Origin of the sequence: Enterobacter sp. CCUG 70166 (assembly GCF_020224095.1) — a bacterium.
GTDB classification, from domain to species: domain Bacteria; phylum Pseudomonadota; class Gammaproteobacteria; order Enterobacterales; family Enterobacteriaceae; genus Enterobacter; species Enterobacter intestinihominis.
This window is the reverse complement of the sequence record NZ_NRIQ01000042.1, coordinates 70,134-85,593: the sequence shown is the minus strand read 5'-3', so window position 1 is coordinate 85,593 and position 15,460 is coordinate 70,134. Positions and strand designations below refer to the sequence as shown.

Annotated in this window: 16 protein-coding genes; 1 reads left to right on the top strand and 15 read right to left on the bottom strand. The window is 54.9% G+C overall.

Annotation, left to right across the window (positions count from 1 at the left end; all coding sequences use genetic code 11):
* Positions 1-9 precede the first annotated feature (9 nt).
* From nagZ to hinT, 5 genes are read right to left on the bottom strand one after another with little or no spacing between them, the layout of a single operon-like run.
* On the bottom strand, positions 10-1,035 hold the full coding sequence (nagZ, locus tag CKK19_RS18780; protein ID WP_022647749.1) for a beta-N-acetylhexosaminidase: 1,026 nt from the start codon (positions 1,033-1,035) through the stop codon (positions 10-12).
* Between the two features lie 11 nt (positions 1,036-1,046).
* Positions 1,047-1,871 (bottom strand): thiamine kinase, encoded by an 825-nt coding sequence (thiK, locus tag CKK19_RS18775; RefSeq protein ID WP_063147626.1) that lies wholly within the window; start codon positions 1,869-1,871, stop codon positions 1,047-1,049.
* Positions 1,852-2,496, bottom strand: a complete 645-nt coding sequence (gene lpoB, locus CKK19_RS18770) for a penicillin-binding protein activator LpoB (protein ID WP_085929697.1) — start codon at positions 2,494-2,496, stop codon at positions 1,852-1,854. Before lpoB ends, thiK begins: the two co-directional genes overlap by 20 nt.
* 13 nt (positions 2,497-2,509) lie before the next feature.
* The gene (locus CKK19_RS18765) at positions 2,510-2,884 is read right to left on the bottom strand and encodes a YcfL family protein (protein WP_022647747.1); all 375 of its coding nucleotides are present in this window, start codon (positions 2,882-2,884) and stop codon (positions 2,510-2,512) included.
* Position 2,885: 1 nt separating this feature from the next.
* The gene (hinT, locus tag CKK19_RS18760) at positions 2,886-3,245 is read right to left on the bottom strand and encodes a purine nucleoside phosphoramidase (protein WP_006809243.1); all 360 of its coding nucleotides are present in this window, start codon (positions 3,243-3,245) and stop codon (positions 2,886-2,888) included.
* A gap of 353 nt (positions 3,246-3,598) precedes the next feature.
* Between hinT and fhuE the strand changes: the two genes are divergently transcribed.
* Positions 3,599-5,788 (top strand): ferric-rhodotorulic acid/ferric-coprogen receptor FhuE, encoded by a 2,190-nt coding sequence (gene fhuE, locus CKK19_RS18755; RefSeq protein WP_063853819.1) that lies wholly within the window; start codon positions 3,599-3,601, stop codon positions 5,786-5,788.
* 138 nt (positions 5,789-5,926) lie between these two features.
* Here the strand turns inward: fhuE and ptsG are convergent, their stop codons facing one another.
* The 10 genes from ptsG to fabD form a co-directional block, all read right to left on the bottom strand.
* On the bottom strand, positions 5,927-7,360 hold the full coding sequence (gene ptsG / locus CKK19_RS18750) for a PTS glucose transporter subunit IIBC (protein ID WP_003857942.1): 1,434 nt from the start codon (positions 7,358-7,360) through the stop codon (positions 5,927-5,929).
* Between the two features lie 298 nt (positions 7,361-7,658).
* On the bottom strand, positions 7,659-8,453 hold the full coding sequence (locus tag CKK19_RS18745; RefSeq protein WP_023299800.1) for a metal-dependent hydrolase: 795 nt from the start codon (positions 8,451-8,453) through the stop codon (positions 7,659-7,661).
* 10 nt (positions 8,454-8,463) lie between these two features.
* On the bottom strand, positions 8,464-9,468 hold the full coding sequence (gene holB / locus CKK19_RS18740; RefSeq protein WP_048966197.1) for a DNA polymerase III subunit delta': 1,005 nt from the start codon (positions 9,466-9,468) through the stop codon (positions 8,464-8,466).
* Entirely contained in the window at positions 9,465-10,106 is a 642-nt protein-coding gene (tmk, locus tag CKK19_RS18735) for a dTMP kinase (protein ID WP_022647743.1), read from the bottom strand. Before tmk ends, holB begins: the two co-directional genes overlap by 4 nt.
* Positions 10,096-11,118: a cell division protein YceG gene (gene yceG / locus CKK19_RS18730; protein ID WP_038415832.1), complete on the bottom strand. Its 1,023-nt coding sequence runs from the start codon at positions 11,116-11,118 to the stop codon at positions 10,096-10,098. Before yceG ends, tmk begins: the two co-directional genes overlap by 11 nt.
* A gap of 2 nt (positions 11,119-11,120) precedes the next feature.
* On the bottom strand, positions 11,121-11,930 hold the full coding sequence (pabC, locus tag CKK19_RS18725; protein WP_023299796.1) for an aminodeoxychorismate lyase: 810 nt from the start codon (positions 11,928-11,930) through the stop codon (positions 11,121-11,123).
* Positions 11,931-12,050: 120 nt separating this feature from the next.
* Positions 12,051-13,292: a beta-ketoacyl-ACP synthase II gene (gene fabF / locus CKK19_RS18720; protein WP_022647740.1), complete on the bottom strand. Its 1,242-nt coding sequence runs from the start codon at positions 13,290-13,292 to the stop codon at positions 12,051-12,053.
* 91 nt (positions 13,293-13,383) lie between these two features.
* The gene (gene acpP / locus CKK19_RS18715) at positions 13,384-13,620 is read right to left on the bottom strand and encodes an acyl carrier protein (protein ID WP_003857954.1); all 237 of its coding nucleotides are present in this window, start codon (positions 13,618-13,620) and stop codon (positions 13,384-13,386) included.
* A 154-nt stretch (positions 13,621-13,774) separates the two neighbouring features.
* Positions 13,775-14,509 carry a 3-oxoacyl-ACP reductase FabG gene (gene fabG / locus CKK19_RS18710; protein ID WP_022647739.1) on the bottom strand — a complete coding sequence of 245 codons (735 nt, stop codon included), beginning with the start codon at positions 14,507-14,509 and terminating at the stop codon, positions 13,775-13,777.
* Positions 14,510-14,521: 12 nt separating this feature from the next.
* Positions 14,522-15,451, bottom strand: coding sequence for an ACP S-malonyltransferase (fabD, locus tag CKK19_RS18705; protein ID WP_022647738.1), 930 nt, complete (start codon positions 15,449-15,451; stop codon positions 14,522-14,524).
* Positions 15,452-15,460 lie beyond the last annotated feature (9 nt).

Sequence of the window (15,460 nt, the reverse complement as noted above, 5' to 3'; positions counted from 1 at the left end):
CGGGATGAATTAAAGGGCTGCTTTATGTGCCTGCCAGCGCTCGTTCAGGGCTTCAAGCCGGGCGTTTACCGTTTTCCAGCGCGCCGAGTCCATCAGCTCCTGACGACTAAATGAACCTTTATGATACAATTGTGTAACACGTTCAGCATTGATCGGCGACAGGTTATCCAGCACGCTCACCGCCCCTTTACGATTATTGCAGACGAGGATCATATCGCAACCTGCATCCAGCGAAGCCTGCCCACGTTCGGCATAGCTTCCCATGATCGCCGCCCCTTCCATGGATAAATCGTCAGAGAAAATAACGCCATTGAAGCCCAACTCCTGACGCAGCACGGTTTTAAGCCAGTGCGGAGAGCCGCTGGCCGGACGCGGATCAACGTCACTGTAGATGACGTGCGCAGGCATAATAGCGTCCAGCTTGTTATCGGTAATCAGCGAGCGGAAAACAGACATATCTTTAGCGCGAATGTCTGCTTCCGGGCGCGGATCGCGCGGGGTTTCTTTATGGGAATCCGCCGTCACCGCCCCGTGGCCCGGGAAATGCTTGCCGGTGGTTTTCATGCCCGCATCGTGCATACCGTCAATGAAGCGCGTCGCCATTGCCAGCGCGATACGTGGATCGTCATGATACGAACGCTCACCTATTGCCGCACTAATGTGTCCTACGTCCAGCACCGGGGCGAAGCTGATATCGATATCCATGGCGATCATCTCGCTCGCCATCAGCCAGCCTGCGTCCTGCGCCAGTTGACCGCCCTCTTCAGCACCCAGCAGCGCAGCAAAAGATTGTGCGGCGGGTAAACGCGTAAACCCTTCGCGGAAACGCTGCACGCGTCCACCTTCCTGGTCGACGGCCACCACCAGGCGATTGCGTGACGCCGCGCGGATCTGGCGAACCAGCTCGCGCAACTGCGCCGGATCGTGATAATTGCGGGTGAAAAGAATCAGCCCCCCTACCAGCGGGTGCGCCAGAATTTCGCGCTCTTCCGCATCAAGCTCAAACCCTTCAACATCCAACATTACTGGACCCACACCAACCTCTCTTATCCTTTCGTTTGTAACTGACGCCAGGCATCATTTGCCAGCGCAATAAATTGTTCGTCATCTGTCTGCTGAAGGCGCATTTCAAACCATCCCGCCATCAGCATCAGCACCCACGGACGCCAGCGCGCGACCTGCCGCGCAAGGGTGAGTACATTTATGTTGGCGTTTCGGGCATAGGCGGTTATCAGCTGCACGCGCGAAGCCTCATCAGGCATCCAGACCGCAGCGAGTTCAAGCGCCACGTCACCGTCCCCTGCATATTCCCAGTCGATAAGTTTCTCGCCCGCCGTGGTATGAACGATATTCCCCGCATGGACATCCATATGCAGCGGCGCCAGACGTAACGCCTTCGGCTCTCCCGCTTTACGCAGCCGCTTAAGCTGCGCCAGCCAGAAGGGCGTGCGTCGTCCAGGCGCAGCCTGCTGCCAATAGCTATCCAGTAATGGAAGTAACGTCACCCGCCAGCCCAGACGCGGCTGTCGATGCAGATGATACAGCATGGCTGCCAGCGTGGGCGTATCGGGAAGCTCGCTTTTGATCTCACCCGCAATAAACGCCACCGCCATCCAGTCCCTGATAAAGAGATGAGGTTTCGGGGCAAGGTCGGCGGGAAGGCGCTTCAGGGCGCGGAACTGGCGACGAAAATGGGCGGCAGGCGCGGCGGCATCGTGATGCTGGCGTAATACCAGCCGATGGTCGCCACGCTCAATAATGCAACTCGCGCCGCCAAGCCCGACGGGGGCTTGCGGCGCGATAACACGGTACTGGGGGAAATAACGCGTCTGGACATCCTGACGCGTGCGCTTATTGTTGCGTAACGGCACCTTTACCTGACCAGATAATTTCGCCGGTTTGAACCAGCATTAACTGCATCTGCAACGACGGCGTGTTCACGTTGCCTGTCGCGTTAGAATAAAGGACATACTGCGCACCAACGTTGCGGGCGATACCAATCGCTTTACTGCGCGAACCCAGGCTGTCCTGAGGCGACAGACCAAGCTGTTGCTTGGCGACCGCGAGCTGCTGGGCTGAGACCAGCGTAAATTTACCGTTGTTTGCCAGCGCGTTGCGCAGGGTTTCCGTCGCTTCTCCCGCATTCAGGGAACCGTTTGTACGGTTGTTCACGCTGTCCACCAGCAGCACACTGCCAGGCGTAACGCCCTGTGCCTGCAACATTTTGCCCACCATCGGCTGCATCGCGCCGTTCCAGTCATAGTGCCGCACTCGCGGCGCAGGCTGCGCGGTATCGTCCGGATGTTCGATCGGGCCAGGCTGCGCCGGAATAGTCGGTACAGACGGCACGGTTGGAACAGGTTGCGCCGGTGTTGTTGGCTGTTCCGTTCCCGGCTTCGCCTGATCCACCGGTGCAGGTTCTTCCGTTCGCGTCACACAGCCTGCCAGAAAGAGTGCGAACGCACTCAGGAGCGCATAACGGCTCATTGTTTTAATCAAGGTTCACTCCTTACAAATAAAGATAAAGTCTCACCTTATGTGCACCCAGATAGCTGGCGCTGCCGTAGAGCGTGACCGACGATCTTGCCGGGACCGTCACGCTACGCGGCGCCTCAAGCGGGTGCATCTCAAGACCTCTCACGTCATACCAGTAGAAGCGATAATGCACCGTCACTGGCTCTTGCCTTTCGTTATAGAGCGTAGAGGAGGCAGAAGACTGGATTTCGCTTATGGTCAACGAAGGATTTTCCGCCGTGATGCCCGCAGCAAGCACTGAGGACTCCATCACCAGCGTCTGTTCTTCACTGACCGGGATGGCGGGACGCGCGCTGCACCCAACCATAACCAGCGTCACGATCAGCGCTGCAATACGCCCAGTTAACATATTAAAGACCTTTATGTGCCAGCATCGGTCCCAGTGGACGTCCACCCAGAAGATGCATATGAATATGATAGACTTCCTGGCCGCCATGGCGATTACAGTTCATGATCAAACGGTATCCATCTTCAGCAATCCCTTCCTGCTCAGCAATTTTCGCGGCCACCGTAAGCATACGGCCCAGCGCAACTTCATGCTCGGTTTTAACGTCATTGACGGTCGGAATCAGAATATTGGGAATAATAAGGATGTGCGTCGGCGCCTGGGGAGAAATGTCGCGGAAAGCCGTGACCAGTTCATCCTGATAGACAATATCCGACGGAATTTCCCGGCGGATAATTTTACTGAAAATCGTTTCTTCAGCCATGACCTTTTCCTTTTATGTTTAATCTGGCGTCGTGCGTCCGTTGTTAACACACATTGTCTGTTTTACTGTGTGACACAACACAAGAGTATGAGCGAGTTTCTCCTGTCCTTTCAACCTTCTCCCGTTATTTCTTTCCTGATTATCGCCCATCTGGGTGAAGAGGCATCGCTTTAGGACATTTCTTTTCTGAAACCTGATTTCAGTTCATCCCGAAACATCTGTTTACAGCGTTAATCACAATGCGTATATTTCGCATTTGCATTTTCATGCGCATTTTTAACATAGAAAACGACGTCAGCCCGTGCTAGCGGGACTGTCGCGCACTACCTTCACCATTCACTAAGGGTTTGATGATGTCTTTCATTAATCACACCAGGGATGGGCAACGTCAGCCTGCCGCAACACCTTCGTTGCTGGCCGCCTGCATTGCTATGGCATTGACGCCAACCACCGCTTTCGCTGCTTCAACAGCCGAAGATACCGTCGTCGTTGATGGGGGTTTTGATAACACACAGGATCTTTCTGCCAGCCAGGATCAGGATTACAGCGTAAAAACCACCACCACCGGCACCAAACTGTTGCTGGTTCCCCGCGACATCCCACAGTCCGTCAGCGTTATCAGCCAGCAACGTATGGCTGACCAGAATCTGCAATCCATCGGCCAGGTGCTGACGAACACCACGGGCATTACGGCGCAGGTGCAGGACAGCGATCGTACCGTATTTTACTCACGCGGATTTTTCGTCAGCAACTACGCCTATGACGACCTTCCAACGTCCATCAGTGAAGTGTGGAACTTTGGTGATACCGCCGCCGATACCGCAATTTATGACCGCATTGAAGTGGTCCGCGGCGCCACAGGCCTGATGTCCGGGACGGGCAACCCGGCGGCGTACGTTAATATGGTGCGCAAGCATGCGGACAGCCAGGAATTTAAAGGCAACGTCTCCGCCAGCTACGGCAGCTGGGACAAGCAGCGTTACGTGCTGGATCTCCAGGCGCCGCTGGTGGAATCAGGTAAGGTACGGGGTCGTCTGATCACGGGTTATCAGGACAACGACAGCTTCGTGGATAACTACCACTACCGGAAGAAATTCCTCTACGGCGTGATGGATGCAGATGTTACCGACAGCACGACCCTCTCGGTAGGGTATGAGTATCAGGAAAGCCATACCGCCGACCCAACCTGGGGTGGGCTGCCGACCTGGTACAGCGGCGGAAGTAAGACCAACTACAATCGCAGCCAGACCGTCGCGCCTGACTGGGCCTATTCAGATAAAGACAGCACCCGCATCTTCGCTAACCTGACCCAGCGTTTCGATAATGGCTGGGAAGCGCACATCAACGGCATGCATGCTGAAACCAACTTTGACTCTAAGCTGATGTATATGTCCGGTTATCCGGATAAAGAGACCGGCGCTGGCCTGGTGGGTTACGGCGGCTGGAACCGCGGGGAACGTAAACAGGATGCGGTCGATGCCTTCCTGCGCGGCGGCTTCGATCTCTTTGGCCGTCAGCACGAGATGATGTTCGGCGGCAGCTTTAGCCGTCAGCGTAACCATTACGACAACACCATGCCGGATGCAGTATACGGCATGGTTGATGTCGGCAACTTTAAGAACTGGAACGGGAACATTGCCGATCCGCAGTGGACGCCGTGGAAACTCTACAGCAAGGATGATATTCGCCAGTCTTCAGCCTATTCCTCTGCGCGTTTCTCACTCGCCGATCCGTTGCATCTGATCCTGGGGGCGCGTTACACCCAATACAACATTCGCTATAACCCCGCTGGTTCGCCGAATACACGTCTGGAAAGCACCAAAGATGATGTCACGCCGTATGCCGGCCTGGTGTATGACATCAATGAGGACTGGTCGACCTACGTCAGCTATACCTCTATCTTCCAGCCGCAGGATAAGCGCAATGCCAGTGGACGTTATCTCGACCCTACCACGGGTAAAAGCTACGAAGCCGGGGTGAAGGCAGACTGGTTTAATACCCGCCTCACCACCTCGTTGGCGATTTTCCGCATTGAGCAGGATAACGTGGCCAGCAACACGTATACCTACATGCCGAGCGGTGAGTCGATTTATGAATCGCTGGACGGGGTGGTCAGCAAAGGGGTCGAGTTTGAGCTCAACGGTGCACTGACCGATAACTGGCAGCTGACCTTTGGCGCGACGCGTTACATTGCAGAAGATAAGAATGGCAACGCCGTCAGCTCCGATCAGCCGCGCACAACCATGAAGCTGTTCACCCGTTATCAACTGCCAATGCTGCCGGAACTGACCGTGGGCGGTGGCGTAAACTGGCAGAACAAAGTGTGGACGGACGTGGAAGGCGGTCCGGCAGGACGTTCCCGCGCGGAGCAAGGCAACTATGGGCTGGTGAACCTGTTCAGTCGCTATCAGGTCACCAAAGACTTTGCTGTTCAGGCTAACGTCAACAACCTGTTCGACAAAGAGTATTACGACTACGTCGGATCGTATGTAGTGTATGGCGCGCCACTGAACGTTTCGGTGAGCGCGAGCTACGATTTCTGAGTATTAAGCCCGGTGGCGCTGCGCTTACCGGGCCTACCCATCACGTAGGCCGGGTTAGGCGCAGCCGCCACCCGGCACCACAAACCGAGTAATAAAAAAGGCAGCCATTCGGCTGCCTTAGTCTCCCCAGATCACAGCTTAGTTGTTGCGGATGTACTCATCCATTTCGGTTTTCAGGTTATCGGATTTCGTTCCGAAGATTGCCTGAACACCAGAACCTGCAACAACGACGCCTGCTGCGCCCAGTTTTTTCAGACCCGGCTGGTCGACTTTCGCAACGTCGGCAACGCTCACACGCAGACGAGTGATACACGCGTCCAGGTTAGTGATGTTCTCTTTACCGCCGAAAGCAGCAACCAGAGCAGGTGCCATTTCGCTGGTCGCACCGGCTTTGCTGTCTTCCGTTGCATCTTCACGACCCGGCGTTTTCAGGTCCAGTGCTTTGATCAGCACGCGGAAGACGGTGTAGTACACCACTGCGTAGCCCGCACCCACGATTGGGAACAGCCACAGCTTGCTGCTGTTACCGGACAGAACGATGAAGTCGATCAGGCCGTGAGAGAATGACGTACCGTCACGCATACCCAGCAGGATACAGATTGGGAATGCCAGACCTGCCAGTACCGCGTGGATGATGTACAGGATCGGCGCAACGAACATGAAGGAGAACTCGATCGGCTCGGTGATACCGGTCAGGAACGAGGTCAGCGCTGCGGAGATCATGATACCGCCCACTTTTGCACGGTTCTCTGGTTTAGCAGAGTGCCAGATAGCAATTGCAGCGGCCGGCAGACCGTACATTTTGAACAGGAAGCCACCAGACAGTTTACCTGCCGTTGGGTCGCCCGCCATGTAGCGTGGGATGTCGCCGTGGAACACCTGACCTGCTGCGTTGGTGTATTCACCAATCTGCATCTGGAATGGAACGTTCCAGATGTGGTGCAGACCAAATGGTACCAGGCAGCGCTCAATGAAGCCGTAGATACCGAACGCCACAACCGGGTTCTGGTAAGCTGCCCACTGAGAGAAGGTCTGGATTGCCGTACCGATTGGTGGCCAGATGAAGGACAGGACCACACCGGTGAAAATCGCGGCCAGACCAGAAATGATCGGCACAAAACGTTTACCCGCGAAGAAGCCCAGATACTCAGGCAGCTTGATGCGATAGAAGCGGTTAAACATATACGCTGCAATCGCACCGGAGATGATACCACCGAGAACACCGGTGTCCGCCAGGTGCTTAGCGGCAATCTCTTCAGCAGGTAAATGCAGTACCAGCGGCGCAACCACAGCCATGGTTTTCACCATGATGCCGTAAGCAACAACGGACGCCAGAGCGGAAACACCGTCGTTATTGGTGAAGCCCAGAGCAACACCGATAGCGAAGATCAGCGGCATGTTAGCAAAAACAGAACCGCCTGCTTCGGCCATCACGTGGGAAACTACGGCTGGCAGCCAGCTGAAGTTTGCAGAACCGACACCCAGCAGGATACCTGCGATAGGCAGTACGGATACTGGCAGCATCAGCGATTTACCGACCTTTTGCAGGTTAGCAAATGCATTCTTAAACATAATTGAGAGTGCTCCTGAGTATTTGTGCTTTTTTTTACGTTTTCACGCATTGGCCCGGGGGGAGTACCGCGCCGTGGACAGGACATCTAAGCGCCCTTTATTTATTACACAGAGTAAAATAATTCCCTCTGAGTTTGTTTGACGGCTATCACGTTTCAGTTCAAGACGGCCAAAAAACTTGCAGATATTTACATAAAGCATGTCTGGATGTGTCTAAAAACGCCATCACCGCCCCGAATGAGGCGGTGAACTTTACTCGCTTTAGTTATTAATTACGAGCCTAAAAATAACAGGTGTATCAGACAGATTGCAGGCGGGCGGGGTCGATATGGAACAGACTGGCGAAGTTTTCCGTTGTCACGCGAGCCAGTTCTTCAATACTGACACCTTTCAGAACGGCCATATACTCAGCGACATCCCGGGTCATCGCTGGCTGGTTCTCTTTGCCACGATGAGGCACCGGCGCCAGGTACGGGGAATCGGTTTCCACCAGAATACGATCCAGCGGAACATAGCGCGCCGCATCACGCAGTTGCTCAGCATTACGGAACGTGACAATCCCCGAGAACGAGATATAAAAGCCCAAATCAAGCAGCTTACCCGCCGTTTCTCTGTCTTCTGTGAAACAGTGTAGTACGCCACCGCAATCCGTCACCTTTTCTTCCCGCAGGATACCCAGCGTGTCGGCGCGCGCATCTCGGGTGTGAACGATAACCGGCTTATTCAGTTCCCGGCCAATGCGGATGTGGTTACGGAAGGATTCCTGCTGGCGAGGTTTCGTTTCCGGAGTGTAGAAATAGTCCAGGCCGGTCTCGCCCATCGCCACTACGCCCTCTTCTGCGGCAAGACGGCGTAAATCCTCAACGTCGTACGCTTCATCCTGATTCAGCGGATGCACGCCGCAGGAGAAGACGACATTATCGCGCTCGCCTACCAGTTCACGCATGGAGCGGTAACCCGGCAACGTGGTTGCCACGGCCAGGCAAAATTTCACATCGCGCGCGGCGGCTTTCGCCAGCACGTCGTCCACATTTTTATGCAGGGATTGATAATCCAGGCCATCGAGATGGCAGTGTGAGTCGACTAAAAACATAATGTCTCTCTCAGAGGTGGGAAACCGGCGGTATGACACCCGGTTGCAGGTAGTGTTCGATACGCAGTAACTGGTCAGTCAGTAAAAGCTCGCGATTGAGACCGGTTACCGTCAAAAGTTGTTCACGACTCTGGCAGATATCATGAAGGATAGCGTGCAGCGACTGCCCTGACAGGCGATTCGCCAGCGTGGTGACCAGCGCCCACACGTCAGGGTTAGTCAGAAGCGTAGCCCCCTGCTGAATTTTGAGCGCATCCAGCAGCAGCGCGGCCAGCCAGTGCAGCCGTTCCGGAGCCTGATCGCTGTTCAGCGCTGGCAGCACGCTCAGCCAGTCATGGATGTCGAGGGCTGATTCAACCGCACGACACAGCGTTTCACGCTGGGACCACACCTCGGGCTGTAATAAGGCCAGCGCAGCCGCAGGCGCACCGCTGCACAGGCGCAACGCTGAGAGCGCCGCGTCTTGTGACACCGTCACTTCCCGCTCAAGCCAGGCGAGTGCCCAGGATTCCTGAGGGACAGCAAGGTGGTGAAGACGGCAGCGACTGCGCAGCGTCGCCAGCAAGCGTTCCGGCTCGCGGCAGGAGAGGAAAAACCAGGTGTTTTCTGGCGGCTCTTCCAGGGTTTTTAACAGCGCGTTGGCTGCGGCTTCCGTGAGCAGCGCGGCATCTTTCAGCCACACCACTTTCGCCCCCACCAGACGCGCATATTCGTACAGTTTCTCACTGACCTCACGCACCGCGTCGATACCGAGCGTATTTTTGCCCTTCTCAGGTTCGAGGGTGTAATAGTCAGGATGCGTGCCCGCCTGCATGAGCTGGCAACCCCGGCACTTACCGCAGCTTTTATGTCCTTCCGGCTGTTGGCACATCAGAAAGCGGGTGATGGCGTAAATCAACGCATCATCACCCATTCCCGGCAGCGCCTGGATCAGTAACGCATGATGCCCCCGACCAACCTGATAGCTGCCGATCAGCTGTTCAAAGTGTGGGCGCAACCATGGATACCATTTCATGCCTGCTGCTCCTGTAGCCACTGCGTAACGGTCTGCTGAATATCACATGTAACGTCTTCAAGGGATTGCGTCGCATCGATGGTACGAATGGTCTTGTCCTGCCCGGCCAGTTCCAGATAACGCGCACGGGTGCGGTTAAAGAAATCAAAAGACTCCTGTTCGATGCGGTCCAGTTCGCCGCGGGCACGGGCGCGCTTCAGGCCCACCTCAGGGGTCACGTCCAGATACAGCGTCAGGTCAGGACGGAAATCGCCCAGAACCGCGTCGCGAAGCGTAGCCAGCATGGCCTGATCGATACCCCGGCCACCGCCCTGATACGCCTGGGTTGAGAGATCGTGGCGATCGCCAATCACCCATTTGCCTTCTGCCAGAGCGGGTTTGATCACCGTCTCCACCAGCTGAACGCGCGCCGCATAGAACATCAGCACTTCCGCTTTGTCGGTAATAACTTCATCGCCAACGGATTTGATATCCAGAACCAGGCTGCGCAGTTTTTCCGCCAGCTGCGTACCGCCCGGCTCGCGGGTGAAGACCATGTCGGCGACGCCAAGCGATTTCAGCGTATCCACCACCACGTTACGGGCGGTGGTTTTGCCCGCCCCTTCGAGTCCCTCAATGACAATGTATTTACTGCGCATTTTTTTCCTTAAGTGCCTTCAGATAGTCCTGAACGGAGCGATTGTGACTGGCCAGGTTGGTATTGAACGTATGCCCCCCTTTTCCGTCAGCCACAAAATAGAGATACGGCGTTTTGGCCGGGTGCGCGGCGGCCTTCAACGATGCTTCACTCGGCGTCGCAATCGGTCCAGGCGGCAGGCCGCTAATCACGTAGGTATTATACGCCGTTGGCGTTTCCAGATCTTTTCTGGAAATCCTGCCGTTGTAGTTTTCGCCCATGCCGTAGATGACGGTAGGATCGGTTTGCAAACGCATGCCGATGCGCAGACGGTTAATAAACACCGAGGCAACCTGGTCACGTTCGGCAGCAACGGCCGTCTCTTTCTCGATGATCGAGGCCATCGTCATGAACTGGTTTTGATCTTGATAAGGCAGGCCCTCTGCTCGCCCTTTCCAGGCAGCGTCTACCGCCGCGACCATTTTGTTGTGCGCTCGCTTCAGAATTGCCACATCCGTCGTGCCTGCCGTATACATCCACGTATCGGGCCAGAACCAGCCTTCCACCCACTCGGGATGTTCGAATTTTAAGGCGTCTGCCACGGTCTGGTAGCGGTCATCTTTCAGCGTATGCTTGATGTACGGCGCGTCACGCAGTTGCCTGAGATAATCGCTCAGACGCATACCTTCCACAAAACGCAATGGGAACTGGGCTTCTTTACCACTCTCCAGCAGTTGCAGCATCTCGCGCACGGTCATGCCAGGGGTGAAACGATAGGTACCGGCCTTGAAATGGGACAGGTCCGGCTGAATACGCAGCAGCCACTGGAATACGCGTGGACGATTGATAATTTTGTCGTCATACAGCTGCTGACCAAGCGCCTGCCGCCCGGTCCCCGCTTTCAGGGTAAAAATCGTCTCGTCTTTAATCAGGATCTGACTTTCAGCCAGCTGACGGACTTTCCACACTCCCGCTCCGCCAGCGATTCCGAACGCAACGATAAGAAGGAGGACAAAGCGTAACATTTTCTTCATGACTACCTGGTTTGCTCACATAACGGGGCCAGAAACTGGAACAGCTCGCGGGATGACCAGCACTTGCGGTCATAAGCGCGAACGGGGACAACGGGCATCAGCGCATTGCAGATAACAACTTCTTCGGCAGCCAGCAGCGCCTCTTCCTTAGCGTTAACTTCGACAACGCGAAAGCCTGCGCGTGCCAGCTGTTGCAAACAAAACTGCCGCATAATGCCGTTGACTCCGGCCTGCTCCAGCGAAGGCGTGAATACGTCACTGCCCTTCCGCCAGAGTAAATTAGCCGCACAGCATTCCGTAATGTACCCTTCGCTGTCAAGAACCAGCGCCTCCCCGGCCTCCGTCTGCTCAAGATGAGTACGAATAAGCACCTGTTCAAGACGGTTAAGATGTTTTATGCCAGCGAGCATCGGGTTTCGCCCCAGACGTACCGGGCTAAGCGCCAGGACTACGCCCTCTTCACGCCAGTGCGCGTAATGGGAAGGATAATCTGAAACGGAAAGGATCCGCGCAGGATGCTGGCAGGCAGAACCGCTATAGCCCCGACCACCGCTGCCGCGGCTGATAATGACTTTCAGGACGCCGCTTGCTTTCTCTGACGCCAGCCGACGCATTTCACTTTCAAGAATGTCCCACTGCGAGAAGGGGATCAGTAATGCTTCGCAGGCTTTTTGTAAACGAAGGATATGGGCCCCGAGCAGGCACACGCCACCGTCGAGAATACGCGCGGTCGTGAAACAGCCATCGCCAAACTGGGTCGCCCTGTCGCTTGCCGGCAGCATTTCTTGCTCAAGGCCATTAATTAAAAACATAGTGGCTCCTTATGCATGGAGGCTCAGTCTGGCAGGATGTGGTTAGCCGGACAAGGGGATATCACCTAATAAAAAAGGCCCGGCAAGCGGACCTTTATTATCGTCAGCGACTAACCAGACTCAGACCTTTTTGAAGATCAGAGAACCGTTAGTCCCACCGAAGCCGAAGGAGTTACACAGGGTGTACTCCATACCGCTAACCTGGCGCGCTTCGTGGGGAACGAAGTCCAGATCGCAACCTTCATCTGGATTATCCAGGTTGATGGTTGGCGGTACAGCCTGATCGCGCAGCGCGAGAATAGAGTAGATTGATTCTACTGCACCCGCCGCACCCAGGAGGTGACCGGTCATGGATTTCGTGGAGCTCACCAGTACACGGCTGGCAGATTCGCCGAAGATAGACTTAACCGCCTGCGCTTCTGCTTTATCGCCCGCAGGGGTAGATGTCCCGTGCGCGTTAACGTAGCCAATCTGTGCCGGCGTAATGCCCGCATCACGGATGGCGTTTTCCATCGCCAGCGCAGCACCTGCGCCGTTCTCTGGAGGAGACGTCATGTGGTAAGCATCGCTGCTCATGCCAAAGCCAACAACTTCAGCATAAATTTTCGCGCCACGTTTTTTCGCGTGTTCGTACTCTTCCAGTACGATCATGCCTGCACCGTCACCCAGCACGAAACCATCACGGTCTTTATCCCACGGACGGCTCGCCGCCTGAGGATTATCGTTTCGGGTAGAGAGCGCACGCGCTGCACCGAAGCCACCGACGCCCAGCGGGGTACTGGCTTTTTCAGCACCGCCCGCAACCATAGCATCTGCATCGCCGTACGCGATGATACGCGCGGCCTGGCCGATGTTATGCACGCCAGACGTACAGGCTGTCGCGATTGAGATGCTTGGACCACGCAGGCCGAACATAATGGTCAGGTGACCTGCCACCATGTTTACAATCGTAGACGGAACGAAGAACGGGCTGATTTTACGCGGGCCGCCATTCACCAGAGATGTATGGTTTTCCTCGATCAGGCCAAGACCGCCAATCCCGGAGCCGATAGCAGCGCCGATACGGGTAGCGTTCTCTTCCGTAATCTCAAGGCCAGAATCCTGCATGGCCTGAACGCCAGCGACAATTCCATATTGAATGAAGGCATCCATCTTGCGCTGTTCTTTGCGCGAGATGATCTCTTCACAGTTAAAATCCTTTACTAAGCCAGCAAATTTCGTTGCATAGGCGCTAGTATCGAAATGGTCGATTAGGCTGATGCCGCTCTGACCGGCAAGAAGAGCTTTCCAGGTGGACTCTACGGTATTGCCGACAGGAGACAACATGCCAAGTCCGGTCACAACTACACGACGCTTAGACACGTTTGTCCTCCAGGGAGGGATAAAAAAAGAGATTCGTGGGACTACAAAAGATAAAACTCAGGCGGTCGAATGACCGCCTGGAGATGTTCACTTACGCCTGGTGACCGTTGATGTAATCAATGGCAGCCTGAACGGTGGTGATTTTCTCAGCTTCTTCGTCCGGAATCTCAGTATCAAACTCTTCTTCCAGAGCCATTACCAGCTCAACGGTGTCAAGAGAATCTGCGCCCAGGTCTTCAACAAAGGAAGCGGAGTTCACAACTTCTTCCTGCTTAACGCCCAGCTGTTCGCCGATAATTTTCTTAACGCGTTCTTCGATAGTGCTCATACTCTTAAATTTCCTATCAAAACTCGCTTTCGCGATGGTTTTCGTAGTGTATAAAATGTTGAAAAATTTGCAACTAAATCCCGGCAGGTCTTACCACGATTTTACGTTATTTTGAGGCCATTTGCCCAAATAACGCAAATATTTTCGATCGTGATTAAACCATGTACATCCCGCCGTTGACGTGGAGGGTTTCACCAGTGATGTAACCCGCTTCGTCAGAGGCTAAAAATGCAACCGCGCTGGCGATTTCTTTAGGGTCGCCAAGACGACCCGCTGGAACTGCCGCCAGCGTACCCGCACGCTGATCATCGGTCAGCGCACGCGTCATGTCCGTTTCAATAAAGCCCGGAGCAACAACGTTTACAGTAATTCCGCGGGACGCGACTTCGCGCGCCAGCGACTTACTGAAACCGATCAGACCTGCTTTCGCCGCAGCGTAGTTAGCCTGACCAGCATTTCCCATGGTACCAACCACAGAACCTACAGTGATAATACGTCCATGACGCTTTTTCATCATAGCGCGCATTACCGCTTTTGACAGACGGAATACCGATGACAGGTTGGTTTCGATAATATCGTTCCACTCATCATCTTTCATTCGCATCAACAGGTTGTCGCGAGTGATCCCGGCATTATTGACCAGAATATCCACTTCGCCAAACTCTGCGCGAATATTTTCCAGAACAGATTCGATAGATGCTGGTTCAGTCACATTCAGTACCAGACCTTTGCCGTTCGCACCCAGATACTCGCTGATGGCCTGTGCGCCATTCTCGCTGGTCGCAGTCCCGATCACCGTCGCGCCGCGCGCAACCAGTGTTTCAGCAATAGCACGCCCGATACCGCGGCTTGCGCCGGTCACCAGGGCAATTTTTCCTTCAAAACTCATGGTATTCCTCTTTTATTGCGAGAGTGCCGCTTTCATTGCTTCCGGCTCGTTAATCGCCGAGGCAGTCAGGGTGTCTACAATACGTTTTGTCAGACCGGTAAGTACCTTACCTGGACCGACTTCATACAGATGTTCAACGCCCTGAGACGCCATAAATTCAACGGTTTTGGTCCACTGAACTGGGCTGTAGAGCTGGCGAACCAGCGCGTTACGGATAGCCTCCGGCGCGGTTTCGCACTTCACATCAACGTTATTCACAACGGAAATCGTCGGTGCGTTAAAGGTCATTTTTTCCAGCTCAACCGCCAGCTTATCGGCAGCGGGCTTCATCAGCGCACAGTGAGACGGCACGCTCACCGGCAGCGGCAGTGCACGTTTTGCACCCGCAGCTTTACAGGCAGCGCCTGCACGCTCAACCGCTTCTTTATGACCCGCGATAACTACCTGGCCTGGCGAGTTAAAGTTTACCGGAGAAACGACCTGACCTTCAGCAGATTCTTCACAGGCTTTAGCAATAGAAGCATCATCCAGACCGATGATGGCAGACATGCCGCCCGTGCCTTCTGGCACCGCTTCCTGCATAAACTTACCACGCAATTCAACCAGACGGACCGCGTCAGCGAAGGCAATCACCCCTGCGCAGACCAGCGCAGAGTATTCACCCAGGCTATGACCCGCCATCAGCGCCGGCGTTTTGCCGCCCTGCTGCTGCCATACGCGCCACAATGCGACGGAGGCTGCCAGCAGTGCCGGTTGAGTCTGCCAGGTTTTGTTCAGCTCTTCAGCTGGGCCCTGCTGGGTCAGCGCCCACAGATCATAACCCAGCGCGTCAGAAGCTTCACGGAAAGTCTCTTCAATAACCGGATAGTTTGCTGCCATTTCAGACAACATCCCAACAGTTTGTGAGCCCTGTCCCGGGAACACAAAAGCAAATTGCGTCATTTTTTAATC